This window comes from Pseudomonas sp. GW821-FHT07F01 (assembly GCF_059418825.1).
In genome coordinates, this window is the sequence record NZ_JBWKQO010000006.1 from 677,578 (window position 1) to 693,960 (window position 16,383).

Consider the following 16,383-nt stretch of genomic DNA (forward strand, 5'->3'; position numbering starts at 1 on the left):
CTTAGGAAGCGAAGGCCCGGGCGATGGCGGTGAAGCCTGGCCCGGCCAGCACGATCAACAGGGCGGGGAAGAGAAACAGCATCATCACCACCGACATTTTTGCGGACATTTTCGAGATGTATTCCTGCAGGCGGGTCAGGCGCCGGTCGTCCAGCAGTTGCTTGAGCGCCTGCAGCGATTTCATTGCCCCGCCGCCTTGCAGGATCAGTTGCTGGAGAATCACGCAGGTGTCGGTGAACTCGTCCACCGCCAGCAGGGTGGCGGTCTGGTTGAGTTCATGGCCCAGCTCCAGCCCCGAGTCGACACGGGCCAGGATCAGGCGCAGTTCCTGGGTCAGTTCCGGCAGCAGCTTTTGCGCTTCGCTGCTCAGTACGCGTAACGCCTGTTCCACTGCCATGCCCGACTCGAACAGGATGCGCAGCAGGGGAATGAAGGTCGAGATCTCCAGGGCGATGTGCTTCTGCCGGCGCTTGGCGGCGTAGGCCAGCGCGCGCTTGGGTAGCAGGTAGCCGGCACCGAGTGCCAGCATGGGTACCAGCCACTTGCTCTGGGCCTGGGCAAAGGCCACTTCCTGGATGAAGATCACCAGGCACACGGCCAGCACCGGCGTGGCGATCTGGCTGGCGGCGAACAGTGAGCGCTCTCTGGCGCGGCGCCAGCCCAGACGGTTGAGCAGGGTCTGGGTTTCACTGTCCATGCTCACCGCGCGCTGCCCGAAGCGGCTGTCGCCCAGCAGTCGCAGCCAGTTGCCCAGGCGGCTGTCGCGGGTCATGTTGCCCTGCAAGCGCTGGGCGATCTGGCGCTCGCGCCGGCGCTGTTCCAGCACACCGTTGCCAAGCAGCAGCAACGCCCCGAGAAACATCAGTGCAGCGGCCAGTACCAGCATTTCAGATGCTCCTCAACATGCGCCAAAGGGCCAGGCAGCCGAAGATCTGCAGGCACACCGCGGTGATCAGCATTTTCTGCCCCGCGGAGTCGTGCCACATGCCCAGCATGTAGCCCGGGTTGGTCAGCATGAAGTAGCCCACCAGCAACAGCGGCAGGGTTCCCAGGACCCAGGCGGTCATGCGGGTTTCCCCGGTCATCGCGCTCAGTTGCCGCGCCCCTTGCTCGCGCTCGCGGATCAGCTTGATCAGGTTTTCCAGCAACTCGCTGGCGTTGCCGCCGTAGCGATGATTGACCTTCAGGCCCAGGGCGAACATGCGCAGTTCGTCCTGCTCGTAGAACTCGGCAAAATCGCTGACCGCGTCCGGCAGGTTGACCCCCAGTTGCACGTTGCGCTGGATGCGGCCCATGGCGTTCTTCAGCGGGTCGTTGCTGGCCTCGATGGCACCCAGCACGGCGTCCGCCAGGGTGCGCCCGGACTTCAGGCTGCGCACGCTGTGATCGAGCAAGGCCGGCAGTTGTTCGATCATGCGCTTGAGCCGGCGCTGATACAGCCAGGCGATATACAGCCGCAGCAGCAGGGGTGGCAGGAGGATGCCGCCCAACAGGCCGAGCCAGCTCGCCAGCACATAGCCCAGCAGCATCAGCACCACCCACACCGCCAGCCACAGGCCCAGGCGCTCGCTGGGCTGGCCGAGGCCGGCTCGGGCGAACGCGCGCTCCAGGCCACTCCAGGAGGTGCGTTGCGGCGTCAGGTCGGGCTGCCCTTCGGCCAGGCGGTTGAGCACTCGTTCCCGCTCGGTCTTGCGCACGCCGTGGTAGAACAGCCAGCCGGAAAGCCCCAGCAGAAGCAGGCAGATCAAGGTAAACAGCAGACCGATCATGGGCCACCTCGCCGGTTCAATTGACGCCCAGCCCGCTTTCGCGGCGCAGTTTGTCACCCGCAGGGTTCATCGCCTCGCGCAGGAAGCCGAAGCCGGTACGACGATCCAGGCGGAACAGGGTATTGGTGACGTAGATGTCGTCACGTATGCCCACCACTTCCACGACTTCGCTGACGCAACGCCGGCCATCGGGCATCCGGGTCAACTGGATCACCACATCCAGGGCGGCACAGATCATCTGCCGCAGGGTGCGCTCGGCGATCTGGCGGCCGGTCAGGCCCACCAGGGTTTCCAGGCGCAGCAGGGCATCCTGGGCGTTGTTGGCGTGCACGGTGCTCATGGAGCCGTCGTGGCCGGTGTTCATTGCGGTCAGCACGTCCAGTACTTCCACACCACGGATCTCGCCGAGGATGATCCGGTCCGGACGCATCCGCAGGGCGTTGCGGATCAGGTCGCTGGCCTTCACCTCGCCGTGCCCCTCGGCATTGGGCGGGCGGGTTTCCAGGCGGACCACGTGGGGGTGGCCCAACTGCAGTTCGGCCACGTCCTCGATGGTGACCAGCCGTTCATGGGGGTTGATCAACTGGCTGAGGATGTTCAGCAGGGTGGTCTTGCCGGTGCCGGTGCCGCCGCTGATCAGGATGTTGCAGCGCTTGCCCACCGCTTCCTGGATGAATTCGAAGATCGCCAGGTCGATGGTCTGCATGGCAATCAGGTCGCTGCTCTTGAGCATGTCCTTGCGAAACTTTCGAATCGACAGGCAGGGCCCGTCCAGGGCGATGGGCGGGATGATCGCGTTGACCCGGCTGCCGTCCGGCAGGCGCGCATCGACCATCGGCGAGGACTCGTCGAGGCGTCGGCCCAGGGGCGCGAGAATCCGCTGCATCACCCGCTCCACATGGTGGGCGTCGATGAAGCGCAGGTCGCTCTGGTGCAGCACGCCTTCACGTTCGACGAACACCCGATGCGGGCCGTTCACCAGGATCTCGGTCACCGCCGGATCGCGCAACAGCACTTCCAGGGGGCCGAAGCCGGTCAGCTCGTCGACGATCTCTTCGGCCAGCCGCTCCATTTCATAGCGCGAGATCGCCAGGTGCATGCGCGCGATGTACTCCGCCACCTTGTCGGTGACGAATTGCGAGAGGTTCTGCCGGGAGCTTTCCAGCAGGTTTTTCCCCGACTCTTCGATGGCATCGATGATGTAGCGATGCAGCACCAGCTTCAGGCCTTCGTGGTCGCTGTTGCCGGCGCCTGCGCGGGGTGGGGCGCCAAAGAGTTTTTCGCCGCTCATCTGCCCCCCATGATGCGATTGAGCCAGCCGGCCTTGGGCTTGGGCAGGCCCTGGGAGCGTTTCGCCAGCCGCTCGCCCAGGGTACGCAGGCTTTGGGTCAGGGCCTCGCGCGGGGCCAGTTCGAACAGGGTAACGCCCTGGTTCTTGGCGTTCAGTCGCACCTCGGGGCTGTAGGCCAGCACCGCGATCACCTCCAGGCCGAAGGTCTTGCCCAGGGTTTCGGAATCCGGTGCCACGGTGCGCAGGTAGCGGTCGACCAGCAAGCGCGCATGCTCGAGTTTCATGCCTTTTTCACGCCAGTGATTGAGTATGGCCAGGTTGCGCCGGCAGTCGAGCACGTTCTGGTCGGTGCACCACAGCAGCTTGTCGCAATGGCTGACGAAGGTACGCAGGGCCTCGCTGTCCGGCTGGCCGACAAGGTTCACCACAATGTGCTGGAAGTGCTGGCGCAAGGCACTGAGGAGCATGTACAGCTCCGCCGCGCTGGTGTGCTCCAGAGGCGCGTCGTGGCTGGCGTAGGCGAGGATCCGCAGGCCCGCCTCGGCGCTGGTGAAGGCGCTGTCGATCAGCGTGGCATCCAGGCGCCGCAGGTGGCGCAGGGCGTCGCCGAAGTGGAACGAGCTTTCCAGGCCCAGCAGCGCCAGGCTGTCGCCCCGGGGCAGGCCCAGGTCCAGCAGCAGGGTCTGCTGGCCGCTCTTTTGCACCACCAGCGCCAGGTGGCTGGCCAGGAGGGCGCCGTCGCCATCGCCCTGGGCGCCATAGAGCACGGTCAGGCCGCCCAGTTGCGTGTTGGGTGTCACTGCCGGCAGGCGTTTGCTCAGACGCCGGACCAGCCCGGCCACTTCACTGGAGCGCGAGCCGTAGGCGACAAAGTCGCGGGCGCCGGCGCGCATGGCATTGAGCACCAGCTGGTTGTCCATGCCATCACCGAGGGCGACGATCGCCAGCATCGGCTTGGCCTCCAGGGCGCCTTCGATCAGGGCCGCCTGGGCCACCACGTGTTCGCGATCGAGGCCGACGAACACCAGGTTGGCGAAGGTCACATCCACCAGTGCCAGCAGTTCGTCGAGACTGCCATCGGCACCCACGACCTGGCCCAGGGGCGCCAGGGCGCCTTGCAGCCACTCCAGGTCGGTGCTGTTGCGGGTGATGGCGAGAAACGTCTGGCTCAGGTCCTGGTTCATTGCGACAACCCGCTGCGCTTGTCGAAGTTGCCGTTCTCGAGGAAGAACATGCGGTAGAAGTTTGGGTCGTAGTTGCGCAGCCGTTCGCCGGGCAGGGCCGGCAGCTTGGCGTCCGCGGCCAGGGGCTGGACCAGGTGCGGGGTCACTACCATCAGCAGTTCACGCTCTTCGCGATTGATCGTGGTGTCGCGAAAGAAGGCACCGAGCACCGGAATGTCCCCCAGCCCTGGAAACTTGTTCACTTGAGAGCTGTTGTTGGTGCTGATCAGGCCGCTGATGACGAAGCTTTCGCCGTCGGCCAGGGAAATGCTGGTATCGGTGCGGCGTATGGTCAGCGCCGGGACTTGGGTCCCGGCAATGGTCACGGCGTTGCTGTAGTCCAGTTCGCTGACCTCCGGGGCAACCTTAAGGGAGATACGCCCGCGGTCGACGATAGTGGGCGTGAGGGTCAGGCGGATACCGAACTCCTTGTATTCGATGGTCACGCTGTTGCTGCCGGTGCTGGGCACCGGGATGGGGATTTCGCCCCCGGCCAGGAAGCTTGCGCTCTGGCCGCTGAGGGCCACCAGGGACGGGCGGGCGAGGGTGTAGGCGAAGCCGCTGCCTTCCAGGGCGTTGATCAGGGTCAGCACCCGACCGTTGCCGAAGCCGATGTTGAAGGTGCCGTTGTCCAGCGGGATGTTGGTCCGGCGGCCGCCGAAGGTGGGGGTCACGCTGCCGGAGGTGCCACTGGTAACGGGGGCGGTGCCGGGCGCGCCGAACAGGAAGTTGTGCCCGCGGCCGAAGATCGAAACGCTGGCCTCCTTGAGCTTGGTGCGGCTGACTTCGACAAAGCGGATGTCGGTCTGCACCTGGCTGGGCAGCAGTGGATCGTCACTGGCCGGCAGGCGGCCGGTGCTCATGTCGGCGGTGGCCCGGCCCTGGACAAACACCATGCTCTGGCGTGGGGTACTGGCGCAGGCGGTCCAGACCATCAGGCTGGTGGCGCCGGGCGCCATGCCGGTGAGCAGGAAGGCTTTGTTGCCGGTGGTCTGGACGTCCGCGATCTTGGGGTCGCCCACCGCCAGGCGGGTGATGGCCACCGCAGATTGCAGCTCCTGCTGCAAGCCTTCGCCGATCTCCAGCATTGCGGGCAACGGTGCCAGGCTCGAACAGCCTGCCACCGCCGCAGCCAGGGCCTGGGTGCAGAGCAGCGGGCCAAGGCTCAGGGTCAGCAGTGCGGAGAACAGTGGCATGGAACGACTGCGCATGTAGTGCATCCTTGCTCAATCAGGGAGTTTGTTGAGTGACTTGGTTGCCCCGGATCACTTCCACCGCCGACCGTGCGGCGCCACCTTGGGCGGCCGGTGCGCGCGGGGCGCTGCCCAGGGCAAGTTGGGTGAACTGGAACAGGTTGCTGTTGGCGGCATCGAGGTGCTCGCGGGCTTCTTCGTTGCCGGCCCAGTAATGGGCCAGGCGCTGTTCCTCGCTGCTGCGCACGGCCAGGCGCAGCACTCCGACCTGAGTGGCGAGCATCAGCCGGCTCAAGAGCTGTTCGGGGACGGCCAGGACCACCGTGCGCACATTCAGCCGGCGCTGGTCCTGCTTGAGCTTTTCTTCGTTGCTCAACCCGGGGGAGGCGGGCTGCCCGTCATTGGCCAGGCCCAGCTGTTCGCCCACAGCCAGCACGCGCATGGCGGGCACGGCGATCTGTGCCGACTGCTGCGGGTTGCTGGTGTCCTGGCGCAGGAACAGCACGACATCGACATAGTCCCCCGGGCTCAGTTGCCCGGCGGCGCCGATCACCTCGTCGACCGCGACCGCCAGGGCTCGTTCGTCGCTGTGAATCATCCGCGCCAGGGCGCCGCCGGTACTGAAGCTCTGCTCATTGAGCCAGGTGCCGGCATTCAACTGCCGCCAGGGTGTACGGCCCACCGCCTGGCTGATGGCGCTGAGGCTGCCGGCCGGCGCGGTACGCAGTTTTTCCAGCGCCAGATCGTCGGCGGCGAGGGGCACGAAGGGCGGCACATCGCGCACCAGCACGACCACCGGTTGGCGGGTCTGGTCTTCTGCGCTGGTGGTGGCTGGTTCGACGACACTGGGCGCCACGGGTTGAACCGGTGGTGCTGGTTCGGGTTTACGACTGAGAACCAGGCCCCAGTAACCGAAAAACACCGCACCTACCAGAAGAAGTCCGGCCAGACCCATGGTGAGGCGACTGTTCATGAAGGCTCTCCCTTTCCTGCTGCACTACCAGCCCGTGATTCCAAACGAGTTAATTTCGCAATCAGGCAGCTATGAACATGCAACTATTTCGCTATGTGAAGGTAGTAGAGCTAGGATGAAATGCCATTAACTCATCCAAAAATAGCTAACAAAGGGATGAGTCTGTCCACATGGGCAGGTTTTTTGGCGCCTACCTTCCAATTAATACTTACTGACTAATCAGTTCTTACAGTTGCTGGGCCGGTCTTTGTTGACAATGCTCAGGTGGCACCGGGGAATTTGCCCGGTGCTGTTCCAACGGCGCCTTGCGGCGCAAGGAGAGCTAGGATGATTTTCCAATACTTGTTGCTCAGGGCGCGCCAGTTTTTTGACCGCACCGAAGGCGCATCCGCCATCGAGTACGCCATTGTCGTGGCCATGGTGGCCGTTGTGGTCGTGGCGTTCGTCACCCCCCTGGGTGATCGTGTTCTGGCCATTTTCAACAACATCCTGACTAACCTCGGAGGCGCCACCGTCACCCGCCCTACCCCTTGAGCATGGAGGGGCCCAGCTGAGCAGCCGCTGGGCTGTGATCGCCCGACCTTCCAGCCATCCGGGTCTCGTGCAGGCCTGCGGTTTGCCTAACCAAAGGCCTGCCGGTGGTTGGGTTCCGCCCGGCCTGCTGTGCCTTGGCTGCGCTCACCTACTTGCATGAAGTTCACACCAGGGTACCGTCCATGACTTCCCCATCCTCACGTCAGCAACTTCTTCTGGTCGATGACGAAGAGGATGCATTGCTGGAGCTTGCCGAACTGCTCGAAGGCGAGGGTTTCTGCTGCTTCACTGCCACCTCGGTGAAACTTGCCCTGGACCACCTCACCCGGCATCCGGATATCGCCCTGGTAATCACTGACCTGCGCATGCCCGAGGAAAGCGGCCTGTCGCTGATCAAGCGCCTGCGCGAGCACACCGCGCGCCAGCACCTGCCGGTGATCGTCATGTCGGGGCATGCCGACATGGATGACGTCAGCGACCTGCTGCGGCTGCAGGTCCTGGACCTGTTTCGCAAGCCGATCTACCACGTGCGCCTGCTGGAAACCCTCAACAATCTGTTTCCCGAACCCCGGCTGCATATCGTTGGCCCCTGACCCCAGGGTTGGCCGGTGCTGTCCTGGCGGCAAAAAAAAGACCCGCTCGAAAGCGGGTCTCAGTCATCCGGATGCTCAAAGTTGATAGCTGAAGCTCAGGGTATAGCGTGGCTTGCGGTTGTAGGTGTCGAGGGCTTCATCGGACATTGGCTTGGCCGCTTCCAGGGCGATGTTGTAGTGCTTGGCATCACCGAAACGCAAACCGACCGCGGCGGATGACAGGCTGCTGCCCCTGACCGGCAGCTGGTTGAACCAGGTCTTGGAGCGGTCCAGCACCACATAGGGCTGCAGCACACGCACCCAGGGCCCCTCGCGGTTGAAACTGTAGTTCACTTCGTAGGCCACGCCCCAGCCCTTGTCCCCGGTCGCCTGGTCATCGGGATAGCCGCGAGCGAAGTTCTGCCCGCCAAAGGACGCCCGCTCGCTGTCGGGCAGGTTGTCGTTGCTCCAGTACCAGGCGGCGGAAAGCACGCCTTGCCAATTGTCCAGGAAACGATCGCTCTGCACCCCGGCCAGGCGCAGGCGGAAGAAATCCAGATCATAGAGGCTGTTGTTGGTCTCGGCGCCCATGCTGTCCAGGCCCCGATACAGGCCGGCGCTGAGAATCCGCAGTTGGCGCGGATCGGACTTGCTCCAGTCCGCCTCAAGCGCCAGGGCGCGGATGTCGGTTTTTTCTTCCAGGGTCAGCGGGCTGTTGCTGACCCGGTAACGGGTCTTGTCATTTACCGCATACAGGCGTGTGCCGGCGGTGAGCATTTCATTGGGCGAGGCGATGAAAGGGTGGCTGACGCCGATGGAAAAGCGGTCGTTCTCCCGATGGGGCTCCAGCTCGATCCCGTTGTCCAGCTGCACGTTGCTCCGTGGGTCGGCGCGGTAGCGGGCGCCATAGAGGCTCAGTTGCGTGCCTTCCGAACCCAGCAACTGGCTGTAGTCCAGGCGGTAGTAGTGTTCCTTGTCGTGGCCCGGCGGGAACAGCCCGCTGAGGCTGAGCTGTTCGCCCCAGGCGGTCTGCGAGTTGCTGGTGATGCCCACCAGGGCCTGCAGGCCGTTGCGGTTGTCGTCGGTGCTGTTGAGGGTGGTGGCGATGGCCTTGCGGCTGGCCACGGCCACCAGTTGGGTTGCGCCGTCGGTAGTGCCCGGTGGCGGCACTACCGCCTGCAGGGTGACCCCGGGAACCTTGCTCATCAGTGTGGTGTAGCGTTCGAAGGTCTTGCGGGTCAGCGGGCGCTCGGCCTTGAGCTTGCTCACCAGTTTGTCCAGGTAAGCAGATACCGGGCCTATATCGCCCTGCAGCTGGTAGTCCCGAATGTAGCCTTCCACCAGCACCACCCGCAGCACGCCCTGGTCGAAGTTCTGCTGTGGCATGAAGGCGTAGGACAGCAGGTAGCCGTCGTTCTGATAGCGCCGGGTGATGTTGCGCGTGGCCTCGATCAATTGGCCGAAGCTGGCCTCGTGGCCGATCAGCGGCTGGTAGATCGCTGCCAGTTCTTCCAGGGGGTAGACCGTGCCGCCCTCGATCTGCACCTGGCGCACCGTGACCTTGGTGCCCATCATCAGCGGCTGCTGGCCTTGCGGCGCAGTGGGCTGCTCGGGCAGTTGCAGTTGCGGGGTAGCCGGGCGGTAGGCATCCACCGGCAGGTTGGGTTGGGGCAGGTTGTTGATGCTGTCATTGCTGTTGAGAAAGCGCGGAAGGGAGTCGGCGTAAACGGAGGTACAGCATCCAACTAACAACAAACTGGCCAACGTGCGCATAGGACACTCCATGGTCGAGCCGCAGCGGTGTAGAAAGTTCCTGGCTCCAGTTGCCGCTCGGGTCTTGGCCACGATCTGGCTCTGGATGCTTGTCTCTGGATAAACAAAAAGGCGAGAGACTCGTGGGAATCTCTCGCCCTCAACCAAGCGTAGGCGCTGTAGGTGAGGCCGTCGAATCGGCCAGGTGCAAATTATTTCTTGTTGCCGCCCAGGGCGCCGGTCAGGCCGCCGAGCACGCCACCCAGGCCGCCATTGAGGCCCGCACCGGCAGAGGCACTGCCACTGGCGCTGGCGCCAAGGCCACCGAGCAAGCCGCCACTGGGTGCTGTGCCGCCGTTGACCAGGCCACCGACCGAAGCCACGGTGTTGCCCAGCGCACCGAGGGTGCCACCCAGAGCGCCGCCCACCTGATTGCCGCCGGTGCTGCCGGCGATACCGCTGCCTACGTTGCTGACCGCGCCGCCGACCTGGCTCAGCAGGCCGCTGACCGGGCCGCCGAGGCCGCTGGCTGCGCCCACTTGCTGGGTCAGCCCGGTGACCGAACTGGTAACTGGATTCAATGCCGAGCCCAGGTTCACGCCAACACTGGCCAGTGGTGCGGTGACGACCAGGTTGGGTGTGCCGCTACCGCCCAGGGCACCGCCGACCGAGGCGATCAGGTTCCCGGCTGCAGCCCCGGTGGTGCCGCCGGCACTGACGGTGCCGTTGGTGTTGCCGGTATTGAGGCCGTTGCCCAGGTTGGCCACGGCGCCGCCGACCACTTCCAGCAGCCCGGTGCCGCCAAGGCCAGTACCGCCACCTGTGCCGCTACCACTGCCACTGCCACCGGCGGATTTGTCGACGTAGCCGCCAGCGGTGCCCACTGCGTTGCTGGCGTTGCTCAGGGCGTTGCCCAGCAGGTCGGTCACCGGATTGCCGTTGCCGGCGTCAGTCACTTTATCGCCGGTGTCATCGACGGCATCGGCGACGCCTTTGAGCAGCCCCTTGACTGGTGCCCCGAGGCCCGTGGCGCTGCCGACCTTGCCGGTCACGCCTTCTGCCAGGCTGACCACCGGCACCAGTACCTTGTCGCCCACACCATCGGTCAGGGTGCCCAGAGGGCCGCTGCTGGTGACGGTGCTCAGGGTATTGCCCAACATGGTGACCCGGGTACCGACGCCGCCAAGAACCGGTGCAACTTTGGTCACCACGCCGCCGACCACCGGAACGCTCTGGGTGGTGGTGGCCAGTTTGCCGCTGAGGTCGGTGACCCCGGTGCCCACATCGCCGACCACATTGCCGACGGTGGCAGTGGTCTTGCTCAGTGCCTTGGGATCGGTGCCCAGTTTGCCCAGGCCGTTGGTCAGGCCTTCGCCTACGGTATCCACCACATTGCCGGTGGTGTTGACAGCGCTTTGTACCACGCCGCCGACCAGGGGCACGGCAGCCAGGGAGTTGCCCAGATCACTCACGCCATTGCCGACGCCGCTGACGGTGGTGCCCAGGTCGGATACCAGGGAGCTGGTGGTCAGGGTCGAAGTGGTACCACCTGTGCCTCCGTCGGTACCGCCACCAGTGCCGCCACCGCCACCGCCACTGGCACTGGCTGGCGAACTGCTGCCACCACTTTTATGACCGCCACCACCGCCGCTGCAGCCTGCCAGGCTGAGGGTCAGGATCATGGTTATTGCCGTTAACGCTTTCCATCCGAATTGAGTTTTCATGGCTGGTATTCCTTGCACCTGTTACAACGTTCGTTGTTTTCGATAGCTCTCCAGTTCTTGCGCTGGAGATACCTTCGTCCGTTGTCTACATAAAAGGCGCAGGGAACAAATTGAACAATTATGAACTTGGTATTAATGACTTATTTTGTTCGGTTAATTGATTTACAAGTAGCTAGTCTCAAAGTATTGGTTGGCGCCCCTAGTGTGTGATGAATTGTTTTAAAACAATGATTTGATGTTTTGTGGTGTCCTTGAAAAGTGCTCGTTCAACTAAAGTTATATATACACAATTAATAGGCAGTTTTTGTGCTGAGCTCGCGGTACTTGCACTTTTTCGCTGGCGTTTAATGGCTGGCAGGGGGATGGGATGGTGGCCTGGTTTATACTGCGCCGCCCAAAACTCTCTGGAGCTCAATATGCTGACGCCTGTCTGGTGGCTGCTGTGCCTGCCGTTTGTTGCCGGAGCCTTTCTCGCCCTGCAAGCCGGAATCAACGGTCAACTGGCCAAGCAGGTCGGCGGGGTGCTGGCTGCGGCCCTGATCTCTTTTTTCGTCGGCACCGCGGCGCTGCTGGTGCTGGTGGTGCTGCAGCGCGAAATGCCGACCCTGGGTGCCCTCAAGGGCCTGACCTGGTGGCATTGGTGCGGCGGCCTGCTGGGGGCGTTCTTCATTACCACGGCCGCCTTTGCCGGGCCGCGGGTCGGCGCCCTGCTGTTCATGTCGCTGGTGCTGGCCGGCCAGTTGAGCATGGCTCTGGCGCTGGACCACTTTGGCTGGGTAGGGTTTCGGGAAGCGCCGGTCAGCCTCGGCAAGATTGCCGGATTGCTGCTGATCGTCGTCGGGGTGGTGTTGATCCGCCGGGGCTGAGGCCCCTCAGGCGATGGGCTGCCAGTTGCCCAGCATATGCTGCAACTCGCCGCTGCCCAGCAACTGCAGTTCTCCGCTTGAACCCCCGGCACTGGCCAGCAGGCGTACTTCGCCGGGCAGCAGCACGGGCTTCATGAACTGCACCGTCACTTCGATGTTCGCTGCTGGCAGATGCTCGCTCAGGGCTGCCAGGGTGCGCGCCTTGTTCCACAGGCCATGGGCGATGGCCTGGGGAAAGCCGAACAGCCGGGCGCTCCAGGCGCTCAGGTGGATCGGGTTGTAGTCGCCGGAAACCCTGGCGTAGCGCCGGCCGATATCGCGCTCGGCGCGCCAGCAGGCGACTTCGCCGAGGTTGTCGGCGTTGGGCAAGTGTTGGCTGGAAGGTTCTCCCGCCAACTTGACTCCACGGCAGAGCATGCGGCTTTGCGCTTCCCAGAGGGGGCCCAGCAAATCGTCCACTGTGGTCACCAGGTCGAATGTTGCGCCTTTGGCGTGGGGTTGCAGGTTGCACACCTGGACCCCGATTCGAACGCTGCTGACATTGCCCATGGGGCGCAACACACGAATCCTGTTGCCCAGGTGAATCAGCCCCAGTAGCGGCAATGGAAAGTCCCGGGCAGTGAGCAGCTGCATCTGCAAGGGAAACGCCAGTACATGGGGGTAGGTCGCGGGCAGCAGGCCGTTATCGGCAAAGCCGCAGACCTTGCGGTAGCCCGCCAGTTGCCCGGGGGCCAGGCTGATCCAGCAGCGCAGGCCGTATTCGGGTAACTGCGTGCCGTTGATCCGTCGGCGCATTGCCGCTTTGAGAAACAGCGGCGGCAGGGACGCGGGCAGGTTCAGTTCGTGCCAGTGTGCAGTCATTTTCAGGCCCCCAAGAGACTTTGTCCGCAGACCCGCAGGGCCTGCCCGCTGACGGCGCCGCTGCCCGGCTGGCCGAGCCAGGCCACCGCTTCGGCAACGTCCTGGGGCAGGCCGCCCTGGCCCAGGGAACTCATGCGCCTTCCAGCTTCGCGCAGGGCGAAGGGCACCTTGGCGGTCATCTGGGTCTCGATGAAGCCCGGCGCCACGGCATTGATGCTGATATCCCGGGCGTGCAGCAGCGGCGCCCAGGCCTGGGCCAGGCCAATCAGCCCGGCCTTGCTGGCGGCGTAGTTGGTTTGCCCGCGGTTGCCGGCGATGCCGCTGATGGAGGCCAGCAGGATCACCCGGCCATGGTCGTGCAAGCGTGCGCTGTCCAGCAGGGCCTGGGTCAGCACCTGGGGCGCATTGAGGTTCACCGCCAGCACCGCGTCCCAGTATTCCGGGGTCATGTTGGCCAGGGTCTTGTCCCGGGTGATGCCGGCGTTGTGCACCAGGATGTCGATGCCCTCCGGCAGTTGCTCGATCAACTGTGCCGGAGCGTCTTCGGCGCAGATATCCAGGCAGATGGCGCGGCCGCCGAGACGGGCCGCCAGGGCTTCCAGATCGGCCTTGGCCTGGGGCACGTCCAGCAGCAGGACCTGGGCGCCGTCCCGGGCCAGGGTTTCGGCGATGGCCGCACCAATGCCGCGGGCGGCGCCGGTGACCAGGGCCTTGCGCCCGGCCAGCGGGCGGCTCCAGTCCTGGACCTGGGTCGCGCAGGGCTGCAAGCGGATCACCTGCCCGGAAACATAGGCGCTCTTTGGCGAGAGAAAGAAGCGCAAGGCGCCTTCCAGCTGTTCTTCCGCTCCGGCTGCCACGTACAGCAATTGCAGGGTAGCGCCGTTGCGCAGTTCCTTGGCCAGGGAGCGGCTGAAGCCTTCCAGGGCGCGCTGGGCGCTGGCGGCGAAGGGCTCGTCAAGGGTTTCCGGGGCGCGCCCGAGGATGACCAGGTGGGCGTTGGGCTCGAGGTTTCTCAGCAGTGGCTGGAAGAATTCCCGCAATTGATTGAGCTGGTCTGTGTGCAGCAGCTCGCTGGCGTCGAACACCACCGCCTTGAGCCTGGGCCCGTGGCCCGGAATCCAGGGGGTGGCCAGGGACGGGTCGGCGCCATAGCTGTAGATGCCATCGGTCAGGCGCGGCGCCAGGGTGGCCACCTGTTGTGCCAGCGCGCCGCCGCCGAGCAACAGCGCACCTTCGATAGGCCGCAGGCGACCGGCTTGCCAGCGCTCCAGGCGTACCGGCGACGGCAGGCCAAGAGCCCCGACCAGGCGCTGGCCGATGGACGAGTTGGCGAAGTCGATATAACGGTCAGACATGGAACGCACTCCGAAGGTTGGGGTTCAAAGTGTGGACCATGAATGGCCCTGGGTCGTTCGATCGGCCAGATCCCTCCTACGCTGGAGGAGGTACCCACCGCAGTCGCACTCAAAGAATAGGGAGCTTTCCATGACACAGCTGCGTCGCGTCGCGATTATCGGCGGCAACCGCATCCCCTTCGCCCGTTCCAACGGCCCCTATGCCACCGCCAGCAACCAGGCGATGCTCACCGCAGCCCTGGAGGGCCTGATCGAGCGCTACAACCTGCACGGCCTGCGCCTTGGCGAGGTGGCCGCCGGTGCGGTGCTCAAGCATTCCCGGGACTTCAACCTGACCCGCGAATGCGTGCTCGGCTCGCGGCTTTCGCCCACCACCCCGGCCTACGATATCCAGCAGGCCTGCGGCACGGGCCTGGAAGCGGCGCTGCTGGTGGCCAACAAGATCGCCCTGGGGCAGATCGACTGCGGCATCGCCGGCGGGGTGGATACCACTTCGGATGCGCCGATCGGGGTCAACGAAGGCCTGCGCAAGATCCTGTTGCAGGCCAACCGCGCCAAGAGCACCGGCGACAAGCTCAAGACCCTGCTGCAACTGCGGCCCCATCACCTCAAGCCGGAACTGCCGCGCAATGGCGAGCCGCGCACCGGCTTGTCCATGGGCGAGCACTGCGAGCAGATGGCCAAGACCTGGAACATTGCCCGCGCCGATCAGGATCAACTGGCCCTGGAAAGCCATCAGAAAATGGCCGCCGCCTACGCCGAAGGCTGGCAGGACGACCTGATCACTCCCTTCCTCGGCCTGACCCGGGACAACAACCTGCGCCCGGACCTGACCCTGGAAAAGCTCGCCAGCCTCAAGCCGGCCTTCGACCGTAGCGCCAGCGGCACGCTGACGGCGGGCAACTCCACGCCCCTGACCGATGGCGCCTCGCTGGTGCTGTTGGGCAGTGAAGCGTGGGCCAGGGAGCGGGGCCTGCCGGTCCTTGCCTACCTGCGCGACGGCGAGGCCGCGGCGGTGGATTTCGTCAACGGCGCCGAGGGGCTGCTGATGGCCCCGGTATACGCCGTGCCGCGCTTGCTGGCGCGCAATGGCCTGAGCCTGCAGGACTTCGACTACTACGAGATCCACGAAGCCTTCGCCGCCCAGGTGCTGTGCACTCTCAAGGCCTGGGAAGACCCCGAGTACTGTAAGGCCAGGCTGGGCCTGGAGGCACCTCTGGGCAGCATCGATCGCGCCCGGCTCAACGTCAAAGGCAGTTCCCTGGCGGCAGGGCACCCGTTTGCCGCCACCGGCGGGCGCATTGTCGCCAACCTGGCGAAGCTGCTGAGTGTGGCGGGGCAGGGGCGCGGGCTGATTTCCATCTGTGCCGCGGGCGGCCAGGGTGTGACGGCGATCATCGAGCGCTGAGGTTCGTGGCCTTCCCCGGCACGCAGGCTCCTACACAGAAATGCCGCCCATCCGTAGGAGCCGGCTTGCCGGCGAAAGCGTCTTCAGGTCTTGAAGCGCCGTACCAGGGCGTCCAGCTCATTGGACAGCCCCGCCAGGCTCTGGGAGTCCAGGCGCGCCGAGTTCGCCAGTTCCGCCACCAGTTGCGCATCGCCATGGATCTGGCTGATGTGCCGGTTGATGTCTTCCGCCACCTGATGCTGCTCTTCGGCGGCGGTGGCGATCTGGGTATTCATGTCGCGGATCACGTCCACCGATTCGCGGATCTGCCCGAAGCTGTTGCGCGCCAGGCCGATGCGGTTCACCGATTGCTGGGATACTTCCAGGCTGGCGTGCATCTGCTGGGTCACGGCGCTGGTGCGTTTGGCCAGGTTGCCCAGCAGCCCGTCGATCTCGGCAGTGGAGTCGGCGGTACGCTTGGCCAGGGCCCGCACCTCGTCGGCCACCACGGCAAAACCGCGACCCTGCTCCCCGGCCCGGGCGGCCTCGATGGCCGCGTTCAGCGCCAGCAGGTTGGTCTGTTCGGCGATCGAGCGGATGGTGCCGAGGATCGACTGGATGTCGGTGCTGTCGCGTTCCAGTTGCTGCATCGACTGCGCCGACTGTTCGATCTCCTGGCTCAGGCGATCGACGCTGTGCACCGCGTCATCGATCTGCTGCTGGCCTTCCCGGGCCTGGCGCTGGCCGCTGTCCGCCGACTCGGCGGCCTGGCTGCAGGAGCGGGCCACTTCGTTGGCGGTGGCGACCATTTCGTGGAAGGCGGTGGACACCATGTCCACCGCTTCGCGCTGGCGCCCGGCGGCTTCGGCCATGTCGCTGGAGA

15 protein-coding genes are annotated in these 16,383 nt (G+C 64.8%); 4 read left to right on the forward strand and 11 right to left on the reverse strand.

The window, feature by feature from the left end:
* Nucleotide 1: 1 nt before the first annotated feature.
* From AC07R1_RS24855 to cpaB, 6 genes are read right to left on the reverse strand one after another with little or no spacing between them, the layout of a single operon-like run.
* Nucleotides 2-886, reverse strand: coding sequence for a type II secretion system F family protein (locus AC07R1_RS24855; protein ID WP_011059062.1), 885 nt, complete (start codon nt 884-886; stop codon nt 2-4).
* A 1-nt stretch (nt 887) separates the two neighbouring features.
* Nucleotides 888-1,769, reverse strand: a complete 882-nt coding sequence (locus tag AC07R1_RS24860) for a type II secretion system F family protein (protein WP_103290402.1) — start codon at nt 1,767-1,769, stop codon at nt 888-890.
* Between the two features lie 16 nt (nt 1,770-1,785).
* A complete protein-coding gene (locus tag AC07R1_RS24865) occupies nt 1,786-3,060 on the reverse strand; it encodes a TadA family conjugal transfer-associated ATPase (protein ID WP_011059064.1) in 1,275 nt (424 codons plus the stop codon).
* Nucleotides 3,057-4,244: a CpaE/TadZ family protein gene (locus tag AC07R1_RS24870; RefSeq protein WP_015634013.1), complete on the reverse strand. Its 1,188-nt coding sequence runs from the start codon at nt 4,242-4,244 to the stop codon at nt 3,057-3,059. Before AC07R1_RS24870 ends, AC07R1_RS24865 begins: the two co-directional genes overlap by 4 nt.
* Nucleotides 4,241-5,494, reverse strand: a complete 1,254-nt coding sequence (locus AC07R1_RS24875) for a type II and III secretion system protein family protein (RefSeq protein WP_495111029.1) — start codon at nt 5,492-5,494, stop codon at nt 4,241-4,243. The genes AC07R1_RS24870 and AC07R1_RS24875 overlap by 4 nt, the downstream gene beginning before the upstream one ends.
* A 19-nt stretch (nt 5,495-5,513) precedes the next feature.
* Nucleotides 5,514-6,449 carry a Flp pilus assembly protein CpaB gene (gene cpaB / locus AC07R1_RS24880; RefSeq protein ID WP_495111030.1) on the reverse strand — a complete coding sequence of 312 codons (936 nt, stop codon included), beginning with the start codon at nt 6,447-6,449 and terminating at the stop codon, nt 5,514-5,516.
* Between the two features lie 327 nt (nt 6,450-6,776).
* On the opposite strand from cpaB, the gene AC07R1_RS24885 reads away from it, so the two are divergent.
* Both AC07R1_RS24885 and AC07R1_RS24890 read left to right on the forward strand, forming a co-directional pair.
* Nucleotides 6,777-6,983, forward strand: coding sequence for a Flp family type IVb pilin (locus AC07R1_RS24885; protein ID WP_065364927.1), 207 nt, complete (start codon nt 6,777-6,779; stop codon nt 6,981-6,983).
* A 182-nt stretch (nt 6,984-7,165) separates the two neighbouring features.
* Complete coding sequence (locus tag AC07R1_RS24890) at nt 7,166-7,576, forward strand: response regulator (protein WP_011059069.1); 411 nt, start codon at nt 7,166-7,168, stop codon at nt 7,574-7,576.
* A gap of 75 nt (nt 7,577-7,651) precedes the next feature.
* Here the strand turns inward: AC07R1_RS24890 and AC07R1_RS24895 are convergent, their stop codons facing one another.
* Both AC07R1_RS24895 and AC07R1_RS24900 read right to left on the reverse strand, forming a co-directional pair.
* On the reverse strand, nt 7,652-9,328 hold the full coding sequence (locus AC07R1_RS24895; RefSeq protein ID WP_072451982.1) for a ShlB/FhaC/HecB family hemolysin secretion/activation protein: 1,677 nt from the start codon (nt 9,326-9,328) through the stop codon (nt 7,652-7,654).
* Between the two features lie 191 nt (nt 9,329-9,519).
* Complete coding sequence (locus AC07R1_RS24900; protein ID WP_373939653.1) at nt 9,520-11,031, reverse strand: collagen-like triple helix repeat-containing protein; 1,512 nt, start codon at nt 11,029-11,031, stop codon at nt 9,520-9,522.
* Nucleotides 11,032-11,447: 416 nt separating this feature from the next.
* Between AC07R1_RS24900 and AC07R1_RS24905 the strand changes: the two genes are divergently transcribed.
* Complete coding sequence (locus AC07R1_RS24905) at nt 11,448-11,897, forward strand: DMT family transporter (RefSeq protein ID WP_011059072.1); 450 nt, start codon at nt 11,448-11,450, stop codon at nt 11,895-11,897.
* A gap of 6 nt (nt 11,898-11,903) precedes the next feature.
* On the opposite strand, the gene AC07R1_RS24910 is transcribed toward AC07R1_RS24905, so the two are convergent.
* Together AC07R1_RS24910 and AC07R1_RS24915 are read right to left on the reverse strand one after the other, a co-directional pair.
* On the reverse strand, nt 11,904-12,758 hold the full coding sequence (locus tag AC07R1_RS24910) for a MaoC family dehydratase (RefSeq protein WP_495111031.1): 855 nt from the start codon (nt 12,756-12,758) through the stop codon (nt 11,904-11,906).
* Nucleotides 12,759-12,760: 2 nt separating this feature from the next.
* Nucleotides 12,761-14,113: a 3-oxoacyl-ACP reductase gene (locus tag AC07R1_RS24915; RefSeq protein ID WP_495111032.1), complete on the reverse strand. Its 1,353-nt coding sequence runs from the start codon at nt 14,111-14,113 to the stop codon at nt 12,761-12,763.
* 130 nt (nt 14,114-14,243) lie between these two features.
* Here AC07R1_RS24915 and AC07R1_RS24920 point away from each other — a divergent pair, with 130 nt between their 5' ends.
* Nucleotides 14,244-15,521 (forward strand): acetyl-CoA C-acetyltransferase, encoded by a 1,278-nt coding sequence (locus AC07R1_RS24920; protein WP_011059075.1) that lies wholly within the window; start codon nt 14,244-14,246, stop codon nt 15,519-15,521.
* 83 nt (nt 15,522-15,604) lie between these two features.
* Here AC07R1_RS24920 and AC07R1_RS24925 read toward each other — a convergent pair whose 3' ends face one another.
* A complete protein-coding gene (locus AC07R1_RS24925; RefSeq protein ID WP_370059466.1) occupies nt 15,605-16,372 on the reverse strand; it encodes a methyl-accepting chemotaxis protein in 768 nt (255 codons plus the stop codon).
* Between the last annotated feature and the right edge of the window lie 11 nt (nt 16,373-16,383).

Coding starts and splice junctions, on each gene's coding strand:
- AC07R1_RS24855 (WP_011059062.1), bottom strand. CDS start 886: ATGCTGGTACTGGCCGCTGCACTGATGTTTCTCGGGGCGTTGCTGCTG.
- AC07R1_RS24860 (WP_103290402.1), bottom strand. CDS start 1,769: ATGATCGGTCTGCTGTTTACCTTGATCTGCCTGCTTCTGCTGGGGCTT.
- AC07R1_RS24865 (WP_011059064.1), bottom strand. CDS start 3,060: ATGAGCGGCGAAAAACTCTTTGGCGCCCCACCCCGCGCAGGCGCCGGC.
- AC07R1_RS24870 (WP_015634013.1), bottom strand. CDS start 4,244: ATGAACCAGGACCTGAGCCAGACGTTTCTCGCCATCACCCGCAACAGC.
- AC07R1_RS24875 (WP_495111029.1), bottom strand. CDS start 5,494: ATGCGCAGTCGTTCCATGCCACTGTTCTCCGCACTGCTGACCCTGAGC.
- cpaB (WP_495111030.1), bottom strand. CDS start 6,449: ATGAACAGTCGCCTCACCATGGGTCTGGCCGGACTTCTTCTGGTAGGT.
- AC07R1_RS24885 (WP_065364927.1), top strand. CDS start 6,777: ATGATTTTCCAATACTTGTTGCTCAGGGCGCGCCAGTTTTTTGACCGC.
- AC07R1_RS24890 (WP_011059069.1), top strand. CDS start 7,166: ATGACTTCCCCATCCTCACGTCAGCAACTTCTTCTGGTCGATGACGAA.
- AC07R1_RS24895 (WP_072451982.1), bottom strand. CDS start 9,328: ATGCGCACGTTGGCCAGTTTGTTGTTAGTTGGATGCTGTACCTCCGTT.
- AC07R1_RS24900 (WP_373939653.1), bottom strand. CDS start 11,031: ATGAAAACTCAATTCGGATGGAAAGCGTTAACGGCAATAACCATGATC.
- AC07R1_RS24905 (WP_011059072.1), top strand. CDS start 11,448: ATGCTGACGCCTGTCTGGTGGCTGCTGTGCCTGCCGTTTGTTGCCGGA.
- AC07R1_RS24910 (WP_495111031.1), bottom strand. CDS start 12,758: ATGACTGCACACTGGCACGAACTGAACCTGCCCGCGTCCCTGCCGCCG.
- AC07R1_RS24915 (WP_495111032.1), bottom strand. CDS start 14,113: ATGTCTGACCGTTATATCGACTTCGCCAACTCGTCCATCGGCCAGCGC.
- AC07R1_RS24920 (WP_011059075.1), top strand. CDS start 14,244: ATGACACAGCTGCGTCGCGTCGCGATTATCGGCGGCAACCGCATCCCC.
- AC07R1_RS24925 (WP_370059466.1), bottom strand. CDS start 16,372: ATGGCCGAAGCCGCCGGGCGCCAGCGCGAAGCGGTGGACATGGTGTCC.